Source organism: Spirosoma migulaei (assembly GCF_054776855.1).
Map to the genome: position 1 here is coordinate 88,632 of NZ_BAAHBG010000022.1, position 14,965 is coordinate 103,596.

14 protein-coding genes are annotated in these 14,965 nt (G+C 47.9%); 1 reads left to right on the top strand and 13 read right to left on the bottom strand.

Translation table 11 applies throughout. The annotated features are described in order from the left end of the window. Positions 1-109: 109 nt before the first annotated feature. From ACYVGO_RS21610 to ACYVGO_RS21660, 11 genes are all read right to left on the bottom strand, one after another. Positions 110-814 (bottom strand): metallophosphoesterase, encoded by a 705-nt coding sequence (locus ACYVGO_RS21610; protein ID WP_460971052.1) that lies wholly within the window; start codon positions 812-814, stop codon positions 110-112. Continuing rightward, positions 811-1,854 carry a hypothetical protein gene (locus ACYVGO_RS21615; RefSeq protein WP_460971053.1) on the bottom strand — a complete coding sequence of 348 codons (1,044 nt, stop codon included), beginning with the start codon at positions 1,852-1,854 and terminating at the stop codon, positions 811-813. Before ACYVGO_RS21615 ends, ACYVGO_RS21610 begins: the two co-directional genes overlap by 4 nt. Further along, positions 1,854-3,512 (bottom strand): FAD-dependent oxidoreductase, encoded by a 1,659-nt coding sequence (locus ACYVGO_RS21620; protein WP_460971054.1) that lies wholly within the window; start codon positions 3,510-3,512, stop codon positions 1,854-1,856. The genes ACYVGO_RS21615 and ACYVGO_RS21620 overlap by 1 nt, the downstream gene beginning before the upstream one ends. Then, a complete protein-coding gene (locus tag ACYVGO_RS21625; RefSeq protein WP_460971055.1) occupies positions 3,502-5,049 on the bottom strand; it encodes a polyamine aminopropyltransferase in 1,548 nt (515 codons plus the stop codon). Before ACYVGO_RS21625 ends, ACYVGO_RS21620 begins: the two co-directional genes overlap by 11 nt. Then, the gene (locus ACYVGO_RS21630; protein WP_460971056.1) at positions 5,042-5,248 is read right to left on the bottom strand and encodes a DUF350 domain-containing protein; all 207 of its coding nucleotides are present in this window, start codon (positions 5,246-5,248) and stop codon (positions 5,042-5,044) included. Before ACYVGO_RS21630 ends, ACYVGO_RS21625 begins: the two co-directional genes overlap by 8 nt. A gap of 13 nt (positions 5,249-5,261) precedes the next feature. Further along, positions 5,262-5,459 (bottom strand): hypothetical protein, encoded by a 198-nt coding sequence (locus ACYVGO_RS21635; protein ID WP_460971057.1) that lies wholly within the window; start codon positions 5,457-5,459, stop codon positions 5,262-5,264. A gap of 2 nt (positions 5,460-5,461) precedes the next feature. Continuing rightward, positions 5,462-6,763 (bottom strand): DUF4178 domain-containing protein, encoded by a 1,302-nt coding sequence (locus ACYVGO_RS21640; protein ID WP_460971058.1) that lies wholly within the window; start codon positions 6,761-6,763, stop codon positions 5,462-5,464. A 5-nt stretch (positions 6,764-6,768) separates the two neighbouring features. Then, positions 6,769-7,122, bottom strand: a complete 354-nt coding sequence (locus ACYVGO_RS21645; protein ID WP_460971059.1) for an S-adenosylmethionine decarboxylase family protein — start codon at positions 7,120-7,122, stop codon at positions 6,769-6,771. A 257-nt stretch (positions 7,123-7,379) separates the two neighbouring features. Further along, the gene (gene infB / locus ACYVGO_RS21650; RefSeq protein ID WP_460971060.1) at positions 7,380-10,835 is read right to left on the bottom strand and encodes a translation initiation factor IF-2; all 3,456 of its coding nucleotides are present in this window, start codon (positions 10,833-10,835) and stop codon (positions 7,380-7,382) included. Between the two features lie 157 nt (positions 10,836-10,992). After that, positions 10,993-12,237, bottom strand: coding sequence for a transcription termination factor NusA (nusA, locus tag ACYVGO_RS21655; protein ID WP_142772013.1), 1,245 nt, complete (start codon positions 12,235-12,237; stop codon positions 10,993-10,995). A gap of 89 nt (positions 12,238-12,326) precedes the next feature. Beyond that, positions 12,327-12,839 carry a ribosome maturation factor RimP gene (locus tag ACYVGO_RS21660; RefSeq protein ID WP_460971061.1) on the bottom strand — a complete coding sequence of 171 codons (513 nt, stop codon included), beginning with the start codon at positions 12,837-12,839 and terminating at the stop codon, positions 12,327-12,329. Positions 12,840-13,028: 189 nt separating this feature from the next. On the opposite strand from ACYVGO_RS21660, the gene ACYVGO_RS21665 reads away from it, so the two are divergent. Continuing rightward, positions 13,029-14,147 carry an endonuclease/exonuclease/phosphatase family protein gene (locus tag ACYVGO_RS21665; protein ID WP_460971062.1) on the top strand — a complete coding sequence of 373 codons (1,119 nt, stop codon included), beginning with the start codon at positions 13,029-13,031 and terminating at the stop codon, positions 14,145-14,147. Positions 14,148-14,238: 91 nt separating this feature from the next. Here the strand turns inward: ACYVGO_RS21665 and ACYVGO_RS21670 are convergent, their stop codons facing one another. After that, on the bottom strand, positions 14,239-14,649 hold the full coding sequence (locus ACYVGO_RS21670) for a molybdenum cofactor biosynthesis protein MoaE (RefSeq protein ID WP_460971063.1): 411 nt from the start codon (positions 14,647-14,649) through the stop codon (positions 14,239-14,241). 54 nt (positions 14,650-14,703) lie between these two features. Further along, complete coding sequence (locus tag ACYVGO_RS21675; protein ID WP_142772009.1) at positions 14,704-14,952, bottom strand: MoaD/ThiS family protein; 249 nt, start codon at positions 14,950-14,952, stop codon at positions 14,704-14,706. Between the last annotated feature and the right edge of the window lie 13 nt (positions 14,953-14,965).

Below are 14,965 nucleotides of genomic sequence, written 5' to 3' on the forward strand. Positions count from 1 at the left end.
AAGGCAATCAATGACTAGCAATGACAATCGTATGACAACGACTAACAATTACGTGTCCATTTTATAAGTAACGACCTGATACAGGCCTTTCGTTTCTTTAGTGCCTAAGTTAGTCAGGGATTGTGATTTCGTAAAATGCTGTTTTGGTTTGCAGTACATCTGTATACGTAATTGACCCAGACTCATCGCCCACTGTTGTAAATTCATGGATGGGTGTATGCCCAACAACCTGATGGAATCCCGCTACGTAATCGGTTTTCGTTTCGGAACGGTCGGCCCAAATTGGTCCGCTAAACGGACTAGAGCCACCCCGTTTGGGACTAACCTCAAATAGCAGATTACGGAACCACGGCTCTCGCTGGTGGATCTCATTTACTAATTCGGCCAAATGATAATCGGGAGTTATGGCTAAGGATCCATTGTTGGTTTCCGTCAGTAATCGTTTAAGCCATTTATTGGTAATGCCCGCATGCGTAAACAGATAAGGCCCCTCCTGATGCGCTATTTGAAACAGATTTTGGTGTTTGGCAAAAAAGTCGCTCAACGTAGGTTGCGCCCAAGCCCGAAATCCAGAACAGCGATAGTGCGGAAAATGCAGGTATTGGGCATCGTGATTGCCAATCAGCAACACAAACTTATCTGGATTAGCCTGCTTTAACTGACTGATTTCAAGCAGATTCGTATAAATCGTTTCATCATCAACAATATAACTATCTGTATAATCGCCAAGGAAAATAATCTGGTCGTACTTGTCAAAATTAGCTTCCTTCCAGACGGTTCTTCCGTGAAGGTCACTGATGGTAAGGAATTTCATGAACGATCTTTTCTCCGCCAGATAAAACCATCCAGCACATAATGGGTCATTTGTGGGAGTGCGAGTAAAGGGACTAACAAAGCCAGCAGATGTTGTTCCGTTACAAGTGGAAGTGCCTGAAACCAGCCAAAAACCGTAGCGTGTTCGCGCCAGACGAGCCCATCCCACAAACCCTCTTCAAGATAAGCCAGAATACCGAGTAAACTAAAAAAAACAAGCCAACTAAACCTGTTTATTGATAATCCAGTAGAATTTTCCTGTTTCAAAGTCAGTTTCGGTCGGTCGCTGACCCAGATCAACGCCATATACGGAATACCGTGCGACACCACGTTGAGCATCGTAAACGCCAGATCCCCATTAAATTGAATGATCCCGAAATACCACGAACTAACCGTACCCGCAACCAACAAATTACGAGGCCAGTTAAGCTCACGGGAGCGGGCATATAGCCAACTTTCTTTTCCAACGTATAAGGCAAGCAAGAGCCAGTACAGAATTGTTGCCGTAATTTTCAGCCATTTTAGCTGCGGCTGAACAAAATCACCGTCAATGAACCAGTTAAAATGCCGCCCGGGAGTCAGGTGCCACCAAATGACAGGATATACTGTAGCCGCATAAATGACCAGTGTATCCAGTCCCCTTGACCAACCAGGTACATTGTCGAAACGGCTGTAGATGCGCATAAAGCCATACTGTTGGCGCACAAAATGAAAGACGGCCAAATACGCCAGTGCCCGCCAGAACCATAAGCTATTGACACTGTGCAGCAAGACCCCTCCCAGATAGCAACCCAATGGGATCATCAGAAATAATAGCCGCTGCTGCCGGAAACGCGCGCGGTTAAAATAGGTACGAAACAAAGTGCTGTACACATGCGCCACATCAACCAGCAACACCAGTATCACCCAGCCAACAAGCGGCATCTCGCTGGTGGTTTTGAACCGCTCCGGCAACAGCCATACGACCAGCAAAGCCAGAAATGGCGGAGCCAGTACATACAGGCCGTCGAAGCGGGCATTTTTTATCCAGGGCTGTTTCATCACGCCTTCGTAACTTCCTGAGCGGCCCGGATACCCTGATAGAATGCCTCCTCAAAAATAGAGATCCCACTTAAATCGGAGTGAGCGAAAAATACCCGATTGTCAATGGGTTGACGAGCCCGCTGGCGTTCTGCTCCCCAAATAAAACCGGGTGATGGCGCAATCATACCATGCCCCCACAACCAGACATCCACTTGCGAAACATAAGGGGTTATGCCCGCATGTGCCATCTCTAATTCATTCAGAATCTGGTCCAGCCATTGTTCATAAGTCGTCGTGTATGCCGTTCGTCGGGCAGCGCCCGGTTCCTGATCAGTGAGTGGTTTATAATACGTAATTACTTTTTGAGGAGTATCGTGCAGGTCCTGATGGTTAGCGGTAATGTAGCCAACCGATGGAGTATTATAGAGCACGTTATCCCAGCAAAGCGGCATACCTCTCCCCTGCGGTAGTCCTGAAATAGTCAGATTAGCCACCATCCAGGGGGCGTATCGAAAACTCGCCAGATTGGTTCGCTCTGGATCAATAGAGCCAGTCAGGTGTTTTGTAATGAATTGTGGGGTTGCCATAATCACCTTACGCGCGTGAATCAGGATGGTATGATTAGTCTCAACATCACAGGCTCGAACCGTCACGCCAGAACTACTGAGTTGCAGATCGTAGCCTAGTAGATTCTGCCGGATCGGCGAATCCGCCTGCGCCCGAAGTTGATCGACCAGAAATCCGTTCCCTTGTGGCCAGGTCAGCACTGAGGCCGCAGTTGCGTTAGCGGCTTGTCCTTTCCGAGAAGCAAAGTAGTGAATACCGGCCCAGGCCGAGGTCGTTTCTAACGTGGCACCGTAATCATCACGACAGCAATAGGTCAGGTACCAGCGTAGGTACGGTGACGTAAATCCTTCTTTATCAAGATAACCGGCAAATGAAATAGCGTCTAAAGCGCGAAACTGCGCATCGGTAGAGGATCGGTCGAGTGGAATCGTAAACGCATCGAGCCCATCGGTACCTTTCGCCTGTCTGAAGCGTTCAGTCACTTCAAAAAAACGCCGAATCTGCTCTTTTTCGATCTCCGGCACACCTGTTTCCGGCACAAGCCCCTCCTGCCAGAAACCATTAATAAACAGGCGTTCTTCAGGATCGTGACAAAGGAAGTAATCGTTATATATCGGCCGTTTCTCCGCATCGAAACCTGTACAGACCTCGCTCTCCTGTAAGAAATCAAGCAGTTCTTTATGCCGAAGATCCGGAACTGGCAGGTAATGCGCGCCAAATGGATAGGCAGAAACGGCGTTTTGTCCATAGGCTGCGTTGCCGCCCGTTTGCGTATCCATTTCCACCAACAGCACCTCCCGAACGCCCTGCTGATGCAACCACCGCCGTGCCGATAAGCCCGAAACACCGCCACCAATAATGAGGACATCGGTCGTTAGCTGCCCGGCAATCGGCAACTTGTGTAATGCTGGAATTGCTCTGAGTTTGTGGCCAGTCTGATGATTGGCACCCACCATCCCACCTTGAATATGGCTACTCGAACGTGATGGAGAGCAGGCAGGTAATCCAGTAGCGCCGATCATCAAGGCCCCCACGCCAAGGCCTGCCTGTACCAAAAATTCGCGTCGGCTGGCCGTTGGCCCTTCGTATTGGTCAGCGTTATTGTCCATAGGGTGCCCACTCTTCTTCAAACGACTGTACCAGAACCTGATTATTCAATTTATTGACCGCTGCTGGCACTTCCGACATATCGGGTGGAAAATAAAGCATATCCCGGAGGGTAGCCGTATTAGTATAGCGAAGCCCCTTCGGCAGTGGGCCATCTACGCGCCAGTGCCGATTGCGGAGCGCCAACACATACCCCCACTCACCAAACGACGGCACATAAGCATGGTAAGGAATGGTCTGAAAACCAACCGCTGCCAGCGTGTTCCGGATACACCAGAACGATTTCCGAGCTACATAAGGCGACGTCGACTGTACTACCACTAGCCCATCGGGTGCCAGCCGCTTTTCCAGCTCGGCATAAAAAGTGGTACTGTAAAGCTTGCCAATTGAATAATTCGACGGGTCGGGGAAGTCCACAATAATAACGTCATAGTGGATGGTGTCCTGGCGTATCCAGGTAAACGCGTCGTTATTGATAACCTGCACCTTAGGTGATAACAATGACCTCTGATTAAGCTTCAGTAGTGTTTCATTCTGCTGAAACAAACTCGTCATTCCTGGGTCCAGATCGACCAATCGAATGTGCTGAACGGCCGGATATTTGAGCAATTCCCGCACGGCCATTCCATCGCCCCCACCCAGCACCAGTACGCGTTGGGCGTTGGGGCGCGCCTGCATGGCCGGATGTACGAGAGCCTCGTGGTAACGGTACTCATCGGCCGAACTGAATTGCAGATTACCGTTCAGGTAAAGTCGGAGTTCGCGGTTGTTCCGGGTCAGCACAATCCGTTGATAGGGCGTGCTTTTGCTGTAAATGACCGTATCCTGAAACGATACGCCTTCGGCATACGACATGATGCGTTCGGCATAAACAAAACCAGCGGTTAATAGAATAACGGAGGCCAGTAGTACGATCGTGAATCCAGGCCGGAACGCGCGGGTTTCAGCAAATCGATACAGCAGGAACCCCGCCACACCGATATTCAGTAAGCCAAAAAACAGGGAGGTGCGAATCAGGCCGAGTTGCGGAATCAGAATCAGGGGAAAGATTAATGATGCCAGCAGTGCCCCAATGTAATCGAATGTAAACACACGGGAAACGAGGTCTTTGAACGACAGTTGGTTCTCCAGAATGCGCATGAGCAGTGGAATTTCCAGCCCGACCAAAATACCCGTTAACCCGACCAGCGTGTACAACACCAACCGAAATGAGGCCACATAATCAAACAGGACAAACAGCAACGGCGCACTGCATCCGCCAACAATACCTACCAGAAGTTCAATTCGAATAAACCACTTAAGCAGGTTACCATCGAGGTATTTAGAGAGCCATGAGCCGATGCCCATCGAGAATAGATAGACCCCGATGATGGTTGAAAACTGCATGACCGAATCACCCAGCAGGTAACTAGCGAGCGTACCGGCCACGAGTTCGTAAATCAGCCCGCAGGTCGAAATAACAAATACCGATACCAGTAACAGCCAATGCAGGGGCGTTAATCCCGGCCTGACCGCCACCCGCTCTTCGTCACTAACCATGAATGGCGGAACTGATAATGATAGAAACAGCAATCATGAACGCAGCCGCCAGAATGGCCAGGGCAACGTTCTGCTCATCCAGAATCTTTTTCCAGAGATTTTCGGGCGTCAGCTTTTCAATAATTACAAAACTGATGATCAGGATAGCAATGCCCAATAGCGAGTAAACAATGGAGGCCGTAATGTACTTGTATTCCATGTTGGAGGTAAGGTTATTTATGATAAAATCGGGAATAGCCGCGACTGCCGCCAGAATGGCCTGAACCACCATAGTAGCCCTGTTTGTTTTCGACACTCTCATTGTCGTCGCCCAGTAAACGTGTTCCGGTAAGACCAGCCCACACAAATCCGCCAAGCGCAAGGAGCGCAACTACTACATAGTATTTTATTTTGGCCAGTTCTTTACTCATAGTTATGATTTATCCTCCTCTGTATAAACCTTAGAATAATCACTATTGCTCCAGCGCTGGCTCTCATGCCATTGCTTATTCACAAAGAGACTAATTGGGTAAATAGAAAATAATAAAAGGAGCAAAGCAATATTGGAGCCCAGCATGGTGTTTTGCGTGATACCAATACTGAACGATACTGGTTTACCAGGATCTCTGGCAGGATATATATTTACATGATAACGCCCTGACGGAATCCGTGATAAAACAGCATCGTCATCACGACTACCCTCCGACCAGCTTTCGCCACCTTCTACGCCATAATAATATTCCAGCGTCTTACTAAATTCATAAACTCTACCCGATTGCTCGTTGATTAACGTAACCGGCAATTCAATCCACTGATTATCAAGCGAGGCCGACAGATTAAACGCCAGTACGGTAGGGCCATCTACATCAAATGAAGACGTAATAATTGGTTTGATCGTACCCGACGAATCTGATTCAGTTTGATAGGACTCTTTAAGCAGTTGTGTTGACGGTTTTACAATACTGAGAATAACCTGAAGTACAAAAACGGCAACCAGGAGCATACCTGTAAATGCCAGTAACGTACCCGAACGATCATCAGGGTCGGCAGGTTCAATAGCCCCAACACCGGATGGAGCCGGCAACACGTCCTTTGCAATGCCAAAAGCTGTTGCCAATTCTGAACGGGAAATATAGTGCGCTTTGTACCACTTAGTATCAGTCGCTCCCTGTTCATTAACCAGCATGGAAGGGGGCCGAATGTATTCAGAGATCGTCAGCTTTTCGTCCTCCAGACAATTCCAGTCGAACTCCCCTACGGCGTTAAGTAGTTCAGGTTTATATTGATTATAGAGCCAGTATTGACCTTCATCGGTGTTGATCGTATACGTTTTGCCGCCAACATGGTAGTGCGAATACGTGTGATCCGTTGGCTCAATAACCATCCAGTGCCCGTTGTATTCAGCCAGTTGGCTGTAGCGTCCATCCTGTCGCAACAGCATGTATTCTAACCACCTGTAAAATGAACCAGCCTCTTTTTTATGCAGTAGACCCACCACCCGAACGAACTGACCATTCAGGTAGCCTTCTGAGCCAATTGGCAAAACGGGTGTTGCCGTGGAGAGTTGAAACGTAGTCAGAATTTCGGGCGTACCTTCGTTTTCGTACTTAAAAAACGCATGGCAGTTTGGACAGCCATAGTATGAACTACCTGATATATCGTAATAGGTAATTGTGGTTTGACAGTTGGGGCAAGTAAGCGTGGCCGACGGGAACGTATGGCCAGAGAGAGCCATGTTTATCATCGGTTGAGTTCCTGTTTAGAGAGCTCCGTGGCGTCAAAATAGGTCAGTACATCCCTATAAAATTGCTGGGTTTTGGCCGTATTGTCCTTTAGGTAGTTTGATAGAAAAACGTCGAAGGTAGCGATTCCTAATTCTGGCCAGGTATGAATCGATACGTGCGATTCGGTTAGGCAGACTACAGCGGTGAACCCTCCGTTTGGAAAAACGTGATAAACTTCACCCACCTTCGTTAAGGTTAGCGCGTCAATTAGCCGGTTGAATGTAGCCTGACAGCCCCCCACGTTTGTGAGGCAATCAGGTGTTGAGGCAAATGTTGACAACAAATGCAAGCCCGGTCGGTAGGCAGTCATGCGTTTAGGCTACAGGAACGATTGTGAAATATAAGCCACAAAGTTATTCGTAGTTAATTTCCTCGCTCAAAAAATAGAACACCGGTTCCTGTACTGGATAACAGGCATAAAAAAGCCCCAACTGGAAACCAGTTGGGGCAAGTATCTAAACCGGGATTTAACTGATTTTTGGATTTTCAGGATTTTGTAATTAGATCCGCACTTGCTTTTAAGCAGAATCAGATTAAATCCAAAAATCAGTTAAATCCCGGTTAAGACTATAGCGTCCGTTTCACTTCTTTCAATTCGAAGCTTTCGATCACATCGCCAACTTCAATATCGTTGAAGTTCTTGATGCTCAGACCACATTCGTAACCAAACTTCACTTCGCTCACATCTTCCTTAAAGCGTTTCAGCGCACTGATTTCGCCTGTATGAATTACGATAAAGTCGCGAATGATACGAATCTTGTTGTTCCGCTTGATATTACCTTCCGTTACGTAGCAACCTGCCACGGTACCGATTTTGCTAATCTTGAATACGTCACGGACTTCAATATTACCTACAATAACCTCTTCAACCGTTGGTGCCAATAAGCCTTCCATGGCATCTCGTACCTCGTTGATAGCGTCGTAGATAATTGAGTAGAGACGAATTTCGATCTGCTCCTGCTCGGCTAACCGGCGGGCACTTGATGAAGGCCGTACCTGGAAGCCGACAATTACCGCATCTGAAGCCGAAGCCAACAGAACGTCCGACTCGGAAATCTGTCCAACTGCTTTGTGGATGATGTTCACCTGAACCTCTTCCGTAGAGAGTTGCAACAGCGAATCAGAGAGCGCTTCTACTGAACCGTCCACGTCACCTTTCACAATCACGTTCAATTCTTTGAAGGTACCAATCGCTTTCCGGCGACCGATTTCTTCCAGTGTAATGTGCTTGCGGGTGCGTAGCGTTTGCTCACGCAGAAGCTGTTCGCGTTTGTTCGCAATTTCGCGGGCCTCACGGTCCGTTTCCATTACGTTGAACTTATCTCCTGCCTGTGGTGCGCCTGGCAGACCCAGGATCTGAACCGGTGTTGCCGGGCCAGCTTCTTTGATACGCTCACCCCGGTCGTTGGTCATAGCCCGAATGCGACCATAGTGGGCGCCTACGAGCATAATATCGCCTTGGCGGAGTGTGCCATTTTCGACTAGTACAGTCGATACGTAACCCCGCCCCTTGTCGAGTGAGGCTTCAATAACTGTACCTAATGCACGCCGGTTTGGATTGGCTTTCAGTTCGAGCAGTTCAGCCTCAAGCAGAACTTTTTCGAGCAGATCATCGACACCCATACCGGACTTCGACGAAATTTCCTGTGCCTGATATTTACCACCCCATTCTTCAACAAGCATATTCATAGACGCTAACTCAGCCCGAATTTTCTCGGCATCAGCACCTGGTTTATCTACTTTCGAGAAGGCAAACACGATGGGTACACCGGCCACTTGTGCATGGTTGATGGCTTCGCGTGTTTGTGGCATAATGCTGTCATCAGCCGCAATTACGATAATAACTACGTCCGTTACTTTAGCACCCCGAGCACGCATGGCCGTAAAGGCTTCGTGACCCGGTGTATCCAGGAACGTAATCATACGGTCATCAGTGGTTTTCACGCTGTAGGCACCAATGTGCTGCGTAATACCCCCTGCTTCACCAGCCGCTACTTTCGCCCGTCGGATATAGTCAAGTAAGGATGTTTTACCGTGGTCAACGTGACCCATGATCGTAACGATTGGCGCACGAGGCTGTAAATCGTCTGGTTCATCGGCTTCAACATCAATACCGGCTTCGGTTTCATCTTCTGCCGATATAAATTGTACATCATACCCAAATTCATCGGCAATAACGGTAATCGCTTCAGCATCTAAACGTTGGTTGATCGAGACGAACATTCCAAGGTTTAAACAAACCGAAATAACTTCGTTAATGGACACATCCATCAAGGAGGCCAGATCATTTGCCGAAACGAACTCAGTTACTTTCAGGATTTTTGCTTCCAGTTCCTCCTGTTCATTCAACAAACGGCGATCTTCTTCGCGCTGGCTCCGGCGATCTCGTCGGCGATCAGCACCCCGGTTGGGCGTATTGCCCTGCATCCGGGCGTTGGTTTGCTGAATTGCCTTCCGAACATCGGCTTGGGTTGGCGCTTCGCGACGACCGCCACCACCCCGGTTGGCATTGTTACCTCCGCCACCACCGCCACCGCGATTTTGGCCTTGTCCAGTTCCGCCACCACCAGCGCGATTACCACCGCCCGTACGATTGTTGTTGGCGTTATTGCCAGAAGCGGCACCAGCTTGTCCTCCACGATTGGCGGTATTGGTGCCCTGGTTCTGACCTGTACCACCACCAGCGCGATTAGCTGGTGCCTGATTCCGGTCGCCCTCACGTGGCGCACCCTGACCTTGGCCTTGCGGACGATTATTTCCATCGCGCGGAGCCGTGTTGCCACCTGCCTGGTTACGATCACCTTGCGGACGATCACCCGGAGTGCGGTTTGCGGGACCACGATCACCTTCACGTGGAGCCCGATCATTGCGGTTATTACCACCCTGACCTTGTTGTTGGCCACCGCCACCCTGATTCGGTTGTGCAGTGCTACCAACAGCACCTTCACGTCCACCACGAATCCGTTTGCGTTTTTTCTTATCAGCATTGCTGTTACCGCCCCCCTGACGAGGGTTATTAACAGGCAATTCAATTTTACCAAGAATTTTCAGCCCGCCTAATTGATGGCTACCAGCCGCACGAATAGTTTCGGTTGGTGCCTCTTCCTCAGAAGTTACAGGCGGTTTAGCTTGTGGGGTTTCTGATTTAGGCTTAACAGGAACTGTTGGCTTCGGTGCTTCAGCACGAGCCACAGGTTTCTGAACCTCAGGGGTAACCACAGGTTGGGAAGCCTCAACTTTTGCCACAGGTGCCTGTACTGGCGCTGGTGGATTTGTATTGGTTACTACCGGGGGCACTTCCTTAGGAGGAGCACTTACAGTTGGTGTACTTGTCTGAACAGGTGTAACTTGAACGGGAGCTACCGGAACAGGTTTCACCTCAGCAGGTTGAGCTGGTACTACAGGCTTTACAGCCTCTACTTCTGGCTTAGCAACTGGTGGTTGAACCGTTACTGGCTTGGGCACTTCTGCTACCACTGGTGTGGGCGCAGGTGCACTAACCGGCTGAGCCAAACTTTCTGAAGGTTTGGGTACATCTACCGGTTTTACCTCCTGTGGTGGCGTCACTTTCGCTTGCGGCACAGGGGGAGCAGGTATAACTGGCTTTGCATTCAAATCAATTTTACCCACTACTTTCAATCCTGGCAAACCTGTCTGAGCAGTTTGTAGAATTGGTTTCGACTCAATTGGAGCCTCCTTGGGTAATTCAGCCGGAGCTGATTCTGGTTTGTTTTCGACAATTGGACGTCTCGCGTCATCACGACGGTACAAAACGACATCCTCCTCCTGACGACGCGGTGGCTCAGCGACCGCAACCGGCGGTTCGGCTCGACGAGCTCCGTTCAGGAGTTCCGTTGATTTATACTCCTTCGCTAACACCTCCAACTGTTCCATGTTGATTTTGGTGTTAGGATTAACTTCGACCTTAAACCCTTTGGCAGACAGACTACCCGCAACAGAGGAGAGTCCTTTGTTGAGAATTTTTGCCACTTGGCTTAGGCGCATTGACTTTTCTTCTGCCATACTTCGGTCTATATTCCGCAAATTTAATGGTTGTTGGTATCTTATGAACACCACTTACAACAATAAAAATCCCGCATTTTCATAATGTACAATGAATAATGTAAAATGGGCAGTGTTTCTCCGCCGTCATTCTACATTATTCATTGTACATTTTTCTTTATTCAAACTCCTGTTTCAGAATATTCACAATTTCTTCAACAGTGTCTTCTTCCAAATCGGTTCGGCGAACGAGTTCCTCTTTGCTCAGGGCCAGTACACTTTTTGCGGTGTCGAGACCTACTTTACGGAGTTCGTTGATCATCCATTCGTCAATTTCGTCGGAAAATTCCATTAGGTCAACGTCTTCATCGTCCTCCTGGCCTTCGTTATCGCGGAATACGTCAATCTCCATGTCAACCAATCGACCGGCCAGTTTGATATTCTGACCTCCTTTACCAATTGCCAGTGAAACCTGGTCAGGTTTCAGGAAAACTGATACACGTTTGGTCTCCCGGTCGATCTGCATCGTACTGATTTTAGCAGGACTAAGTGCCCGGCTAATTAGCAGTTCAAGGTTTTCGGTATAGTTAATGACGTCGATGTTTTCGTTGCCCAGTTCACGTACAATGCCATGAATTCGGGAACCTTTCATACCAACACAAGCGCCTACTGGATCAATACGATCATCGTAGGATTCAACGGCCACCTTAGCCCGTTCGCCCGGCTCCCGAACAATCTTGCGGATTGAAATAAGGCCATCATAAATTTCCGGCACTTCAATTTCAAACAAGCGCTCCAAAAACACCGGCGATGTCCGCGACAAAACGATTTTAGGCGTTCCGTTTATCATTTCTACCCGACTAATAACCGCCTTTACGGCTTCACCCTTCCGGTAACGATCTTTCGGAATTTGCTCCGTACGGGGCAGACTCAGTTCGTTATTTTCTGAATCGACCAGAATGATTTCGTGCTTCAGCAGTTGATATACTTCGGCACCAACCAAATCGCCGACCTGATCTTTATACTTCTGATAAAGGAGTTCTTTCTCCATATCCTTTATCTTCTGGATCAATGTCTGACGGGCTGTCTGCACAACACGCCGTCCAAAATCCTCCAGTTTTACTTCTTCGGCAACCTGTTCGCCTACTTCAAAGTCGTCCTGAATTTTGCGGGCTTCGGCAAGGGGGATTTTATCGTAATCCCAAATATCTTCGGAGTTATCGTCTACGATTTCGCGTGTACGCCACATTTCCAGATCGCCACTTTCGGCATTGATAATGACGTCGAAATTCTCGTCGGTACCATACTTTTTACGAATCATTGTCCGGAAGACTTCTTCCAGAATGGCGATCATGGTGGGCCGGTCAATATTTTTCGACCGGGCGAAATCAGCAAACGATTCGATTAATAGTCCACTGGTCATTCTTGTTGAAAGTTTTCGGTTTTCGGTTTATGGTTTACTGTTGTCTAACGCATACGTATTGCCAGGAACAGTAAACCATAAACCGAAAACTATTTAAATGATACTTCTACATGCGCCTTTTTTACTTCTCCGAAGGCAATCGGTGTTGGGCCGACAGGTGATGCTTCAGTAGTTAAATCAGCTTCCTTTTTCTTTTTACTCTTCGACTTCTTTTCGGCTTCAATGTCCAGCACGATATGATCATCGGCAACAGACTCCAGTTTACCTTTTCTGGTAGTTCCATCAACTAGGGTTACGATTAACTGACGCCCTACATTACGGACGAACTGACGGGGAAACGTCAGCGGGAAATCAACACCTGGTGATGAAACTTCGAGGGTAAACGGCGCTTCACCAAAAAAATTAAGTTCATCCATTTGTGCACCCAGCCTACGGCTAACATTGGCACACTCTTCGATGGTAATTCCAGCGTCACTATCGAGCAGAATGGTCACTTTAATGCGGCCACCCTGACGACCAACTACCTGAACATCAACAACATAAAGTTGATCGTTGTTTAGGTAGGGCTGGAGGAGTTCGCTTATTTTTGCTTTGTCGTCCATAAGGTAAGGCTAACAAAAAAGGGAGTGCGACTCCCTTTTTTGATCAATGCCATATGGTTTTTGTGCCACAAAGATAATGCATTTCTGTGTGCATAGCAAGCCCTGGATTTGAGCTAACAGTGGGCATTCCAGTCATTATACGTTATTTTTGGCATCTTCAAGGTATCTGTCTTGCTCCAAGACGACAGTATGACGATAAGAATGCGCGTTGGGCAGCTCATTGCCTTTTTTTTCCGGTCCTTGTTGTGGTCAATCAATTTAGTGCTGGCAGCCTATACGTGTCTGGCTTATTGGCTGCTTCACAGCCTGCAAATTGAACATTGGGTAGCCGGTATGATCATGATTACAATACCACTTGTGTGGGTATTGAATTTGATCATCGTTTTTTTGTGGTTAACCACCCGTCCCTGGCGTAGCTGGCTGTCGGGCGTGACTTTATTAATTGGCATTCTTTTATTCGGATATCGCACGTTCGTCTGGCATCAGCCAGCAGAAAAACCTACACAAGGCACTTCTGTTAAGGTATTTAGCTACAATGTGCAGGCATTTGGCGAAGAAGAAGCCTGGGAGCGAAATAAGAGCTCACCCCGTGTTCGGCGAATACTTAGTTACGTATTCCACTATGATGCGCCGATCAAATGTTTTCAGGAATTTTATAACTCAACAAAAGTCCCGGATTATGATCTCGTCGGGCGGTTTCAGCGAGGGGGCTATCCGTATTCTGCATTTCTGCATCCCGAAATGGCTCAGACAGCCAACGGTGACATTGGGATAGCTATCTTTTCTATTTACCCCATTGTAGATTCGGGACGTGAATCGTTTGGAACCCATAATGGCCTTGTCTGGGCCAATATAAAAATAGGGAACGATACCATCCGGATTATCAATGTACATTTACATTCGATGGGCATTCGAGTTGGTAAAGTATTAAAGCAGAAGCAAATGAAGGGTGTCCAGCATGAGACCCGGGGGGTATTGAGTGCGTTACGAACCGGATTTATCGACCGCAATGCGGAAGTCCGTATCGTTGAAGAGTATATTCGTACGAGTCCTTACCCAGTAATTGTCACCGGCGACCATAACGACACGCCCTATAGTGTGGTGTATGAACGACTGCATCGGCTGTTACCCAATACATATGAAGAGGCAGGGCGCGGCTTTGGCTTTAGTTACAACCGTCTACCTGGATTCATTCGTATAGACCATCAGTTTCATGATCCAAAGTTGTCCGTATTAAACTTCGAGACAATTAACTATATCCGTTACTCCGACCACTACCCCATTGTGGGAACGTATTTGGTAAAGTAGTAGATTGGTATACTAGTCGATTAGGTGTAGTAGGTCTATTCAAGGATGTATCCACTCCACTTAATTTACTTACTACACCTACTTCACAAAATCACGGGTGCGCATTCACCCATTCCTCACCGTCGGTAAAAACTTCTTTCTTCCAGATAGGTACGGTCTGTTTGATGGTGTCAATAATGTACCGGCAGGCATCGAAGGCATCGGCACGATGAGCGGTTGCTACGCCGATAAAAACAGCCATTTCCCCGATTGTTAAAGTGCCTTTGCGGTGAATAATTACATAGCGAAGAATGGGCCATTGCTGTTGAGCTTCGTCCGCAATTTTTTGCATTTCAGTGATCGCCATACGGTCGTAGGCTTCGTATTCGAGCCGGTCAACCGGACGTTCCTGCGTATTATCACGTACAACCCCTAAAAATAAATCAATAGCTCCTGCCTGATCAGATTGCAAATAGGCCAAAGCGGTGGCAACGTCAATTGGGTCAACAGTAAGCGTGATCATGAAACGAATGAAAAATGTGTAATGGATAATGGATACTGTACGCTATCCAATTCCTTACCCCCCACTAACCGGAGGAATAAGGGCAATTTCATCATTCCGGTTAAGGAGTTGATCGGCCTCAGCATATTCCCCATTGACGGCCACCAGTAACGACCGGATACCGGCGAGGGCAGGAAATTGCTGATGCAGCTTACTGAGCATATCACTAACCCGCGAATCATCATCTAACGTAATTGAAACAGTTGATTGGCCTGTCAAATCGCGAGTGATCCCAAACAAAAGTACTGAAACAGGTAAATCCATGTGTTAATTATAA

What these genes read in the sequence shown, in the direction of transcription:
- ACYVGO_RS21610 (WP_460971052.1), bottom strand. Translation starts at nt 814, where the DNA reads ATGAAATTCCTTACCATCAGTGACCTTCACGGAAGAACCGTCTGGAAG.
- ACYVGO_RS21615 (WP_460971053.1), bottom strand. Translation starts at nt 1,854, where the DNA reads ATGAAACAGCCCTGGATAAAAAATGCCCGCTTCGACGGCCTGTATGTA.
- ACYVGO_RS21620 (WP_460971054.1), bottom strand. Translation starts at nt 3,512, where the DNA reads ATGGACAATAACGCTGACCAATACGAAGGGCCAACGGCCAGCCGACGC.
- ACYVGO_RS21625 (WP_460971055.1), bottom strand. Translation starts at nt 5,049, where the DNA reads ATGGTTAGTGACGAAGAGCGGGTGGCGGTCAGGCCGGGATTAACGCCC.
- ACYVGO_RS21630 (WP_460971056.1), bottom strand. Translation starts at nt 5,248, where the DNA reads ATGGAATACAAGTACATTACGGCCTCCATTGTTTACTCGCTATTGGGC.
- ACYVGO_RS21635 (WP_460971057.1), bottom strand. Translation starts at nt 5,459, where the DNA reads ATGAGTAAAGAACTGGCCAAAATAAAATACTATGTAGTAGTTGCGCTC.
- ACYVGO_RS21640 (WP_460971058.1), bottom strand. Translation starts at nt 6,763, where the DNA reads ATGGCTCTCTCTGGCCATACGTTCCCGTCGGCCACGCTTACTTGCCCC.
- ACYVGO_RS21645 (WP_460971059.1), bottom strand. Translation starts at nt 7,122, where the DNA reads ATGACTGCCTACCGACCGGGCTTGCATTTGTTGTCAACATTTGCCTCA.
- infB (WP_460971060.1), bottom strand. Translation starts at nt 10,835, where the DNA reads ATGGCAGAAGAAAAGTCAATGCGCCTAAGCCAAGTGGCAAAAATTCTC.
- nusA (WP_142772013.1), bottom strand. Translation starts at nt 12,237, where the DNA reads ATGACCAGTGGACTATTAATCGAATCGTTTGCTGATTTCGCCCGGTCG.
- ACYVGO_RS21660 (WP_460971061.1), bottom strand. Translation starts at nt 12,839, where the DNA reads ATGGACGACAAAGCAAAAATAAGCGAACTCCTCCAGCCCTACCTAAAC.
- ACYVGO_RS21665 (WP_460971062.1), top strand. Translation starts at nt 13,029, where the DNA reads ATGACGATAAGAATGCGCGTTGGGCAGCTCATTGCCTTTTTTTTCCGG.
- ACYVGO_RS21670 (WP_460971063.1), bottom strand. Translation starts at nt 14,649, where the DNA reads ATGATCACGCTTACTGTTGACCCAATTGACGTTGCCACCGCTTTGGCC.
- ACYVGO_RS21675 (WP_142772009.1), bottom strand. Translation starts at nt 14,952, where the DNA reads ATGGATTTACCTGTTTCAGTACTTTTGTTTGGGATCACTCGCGATTTG.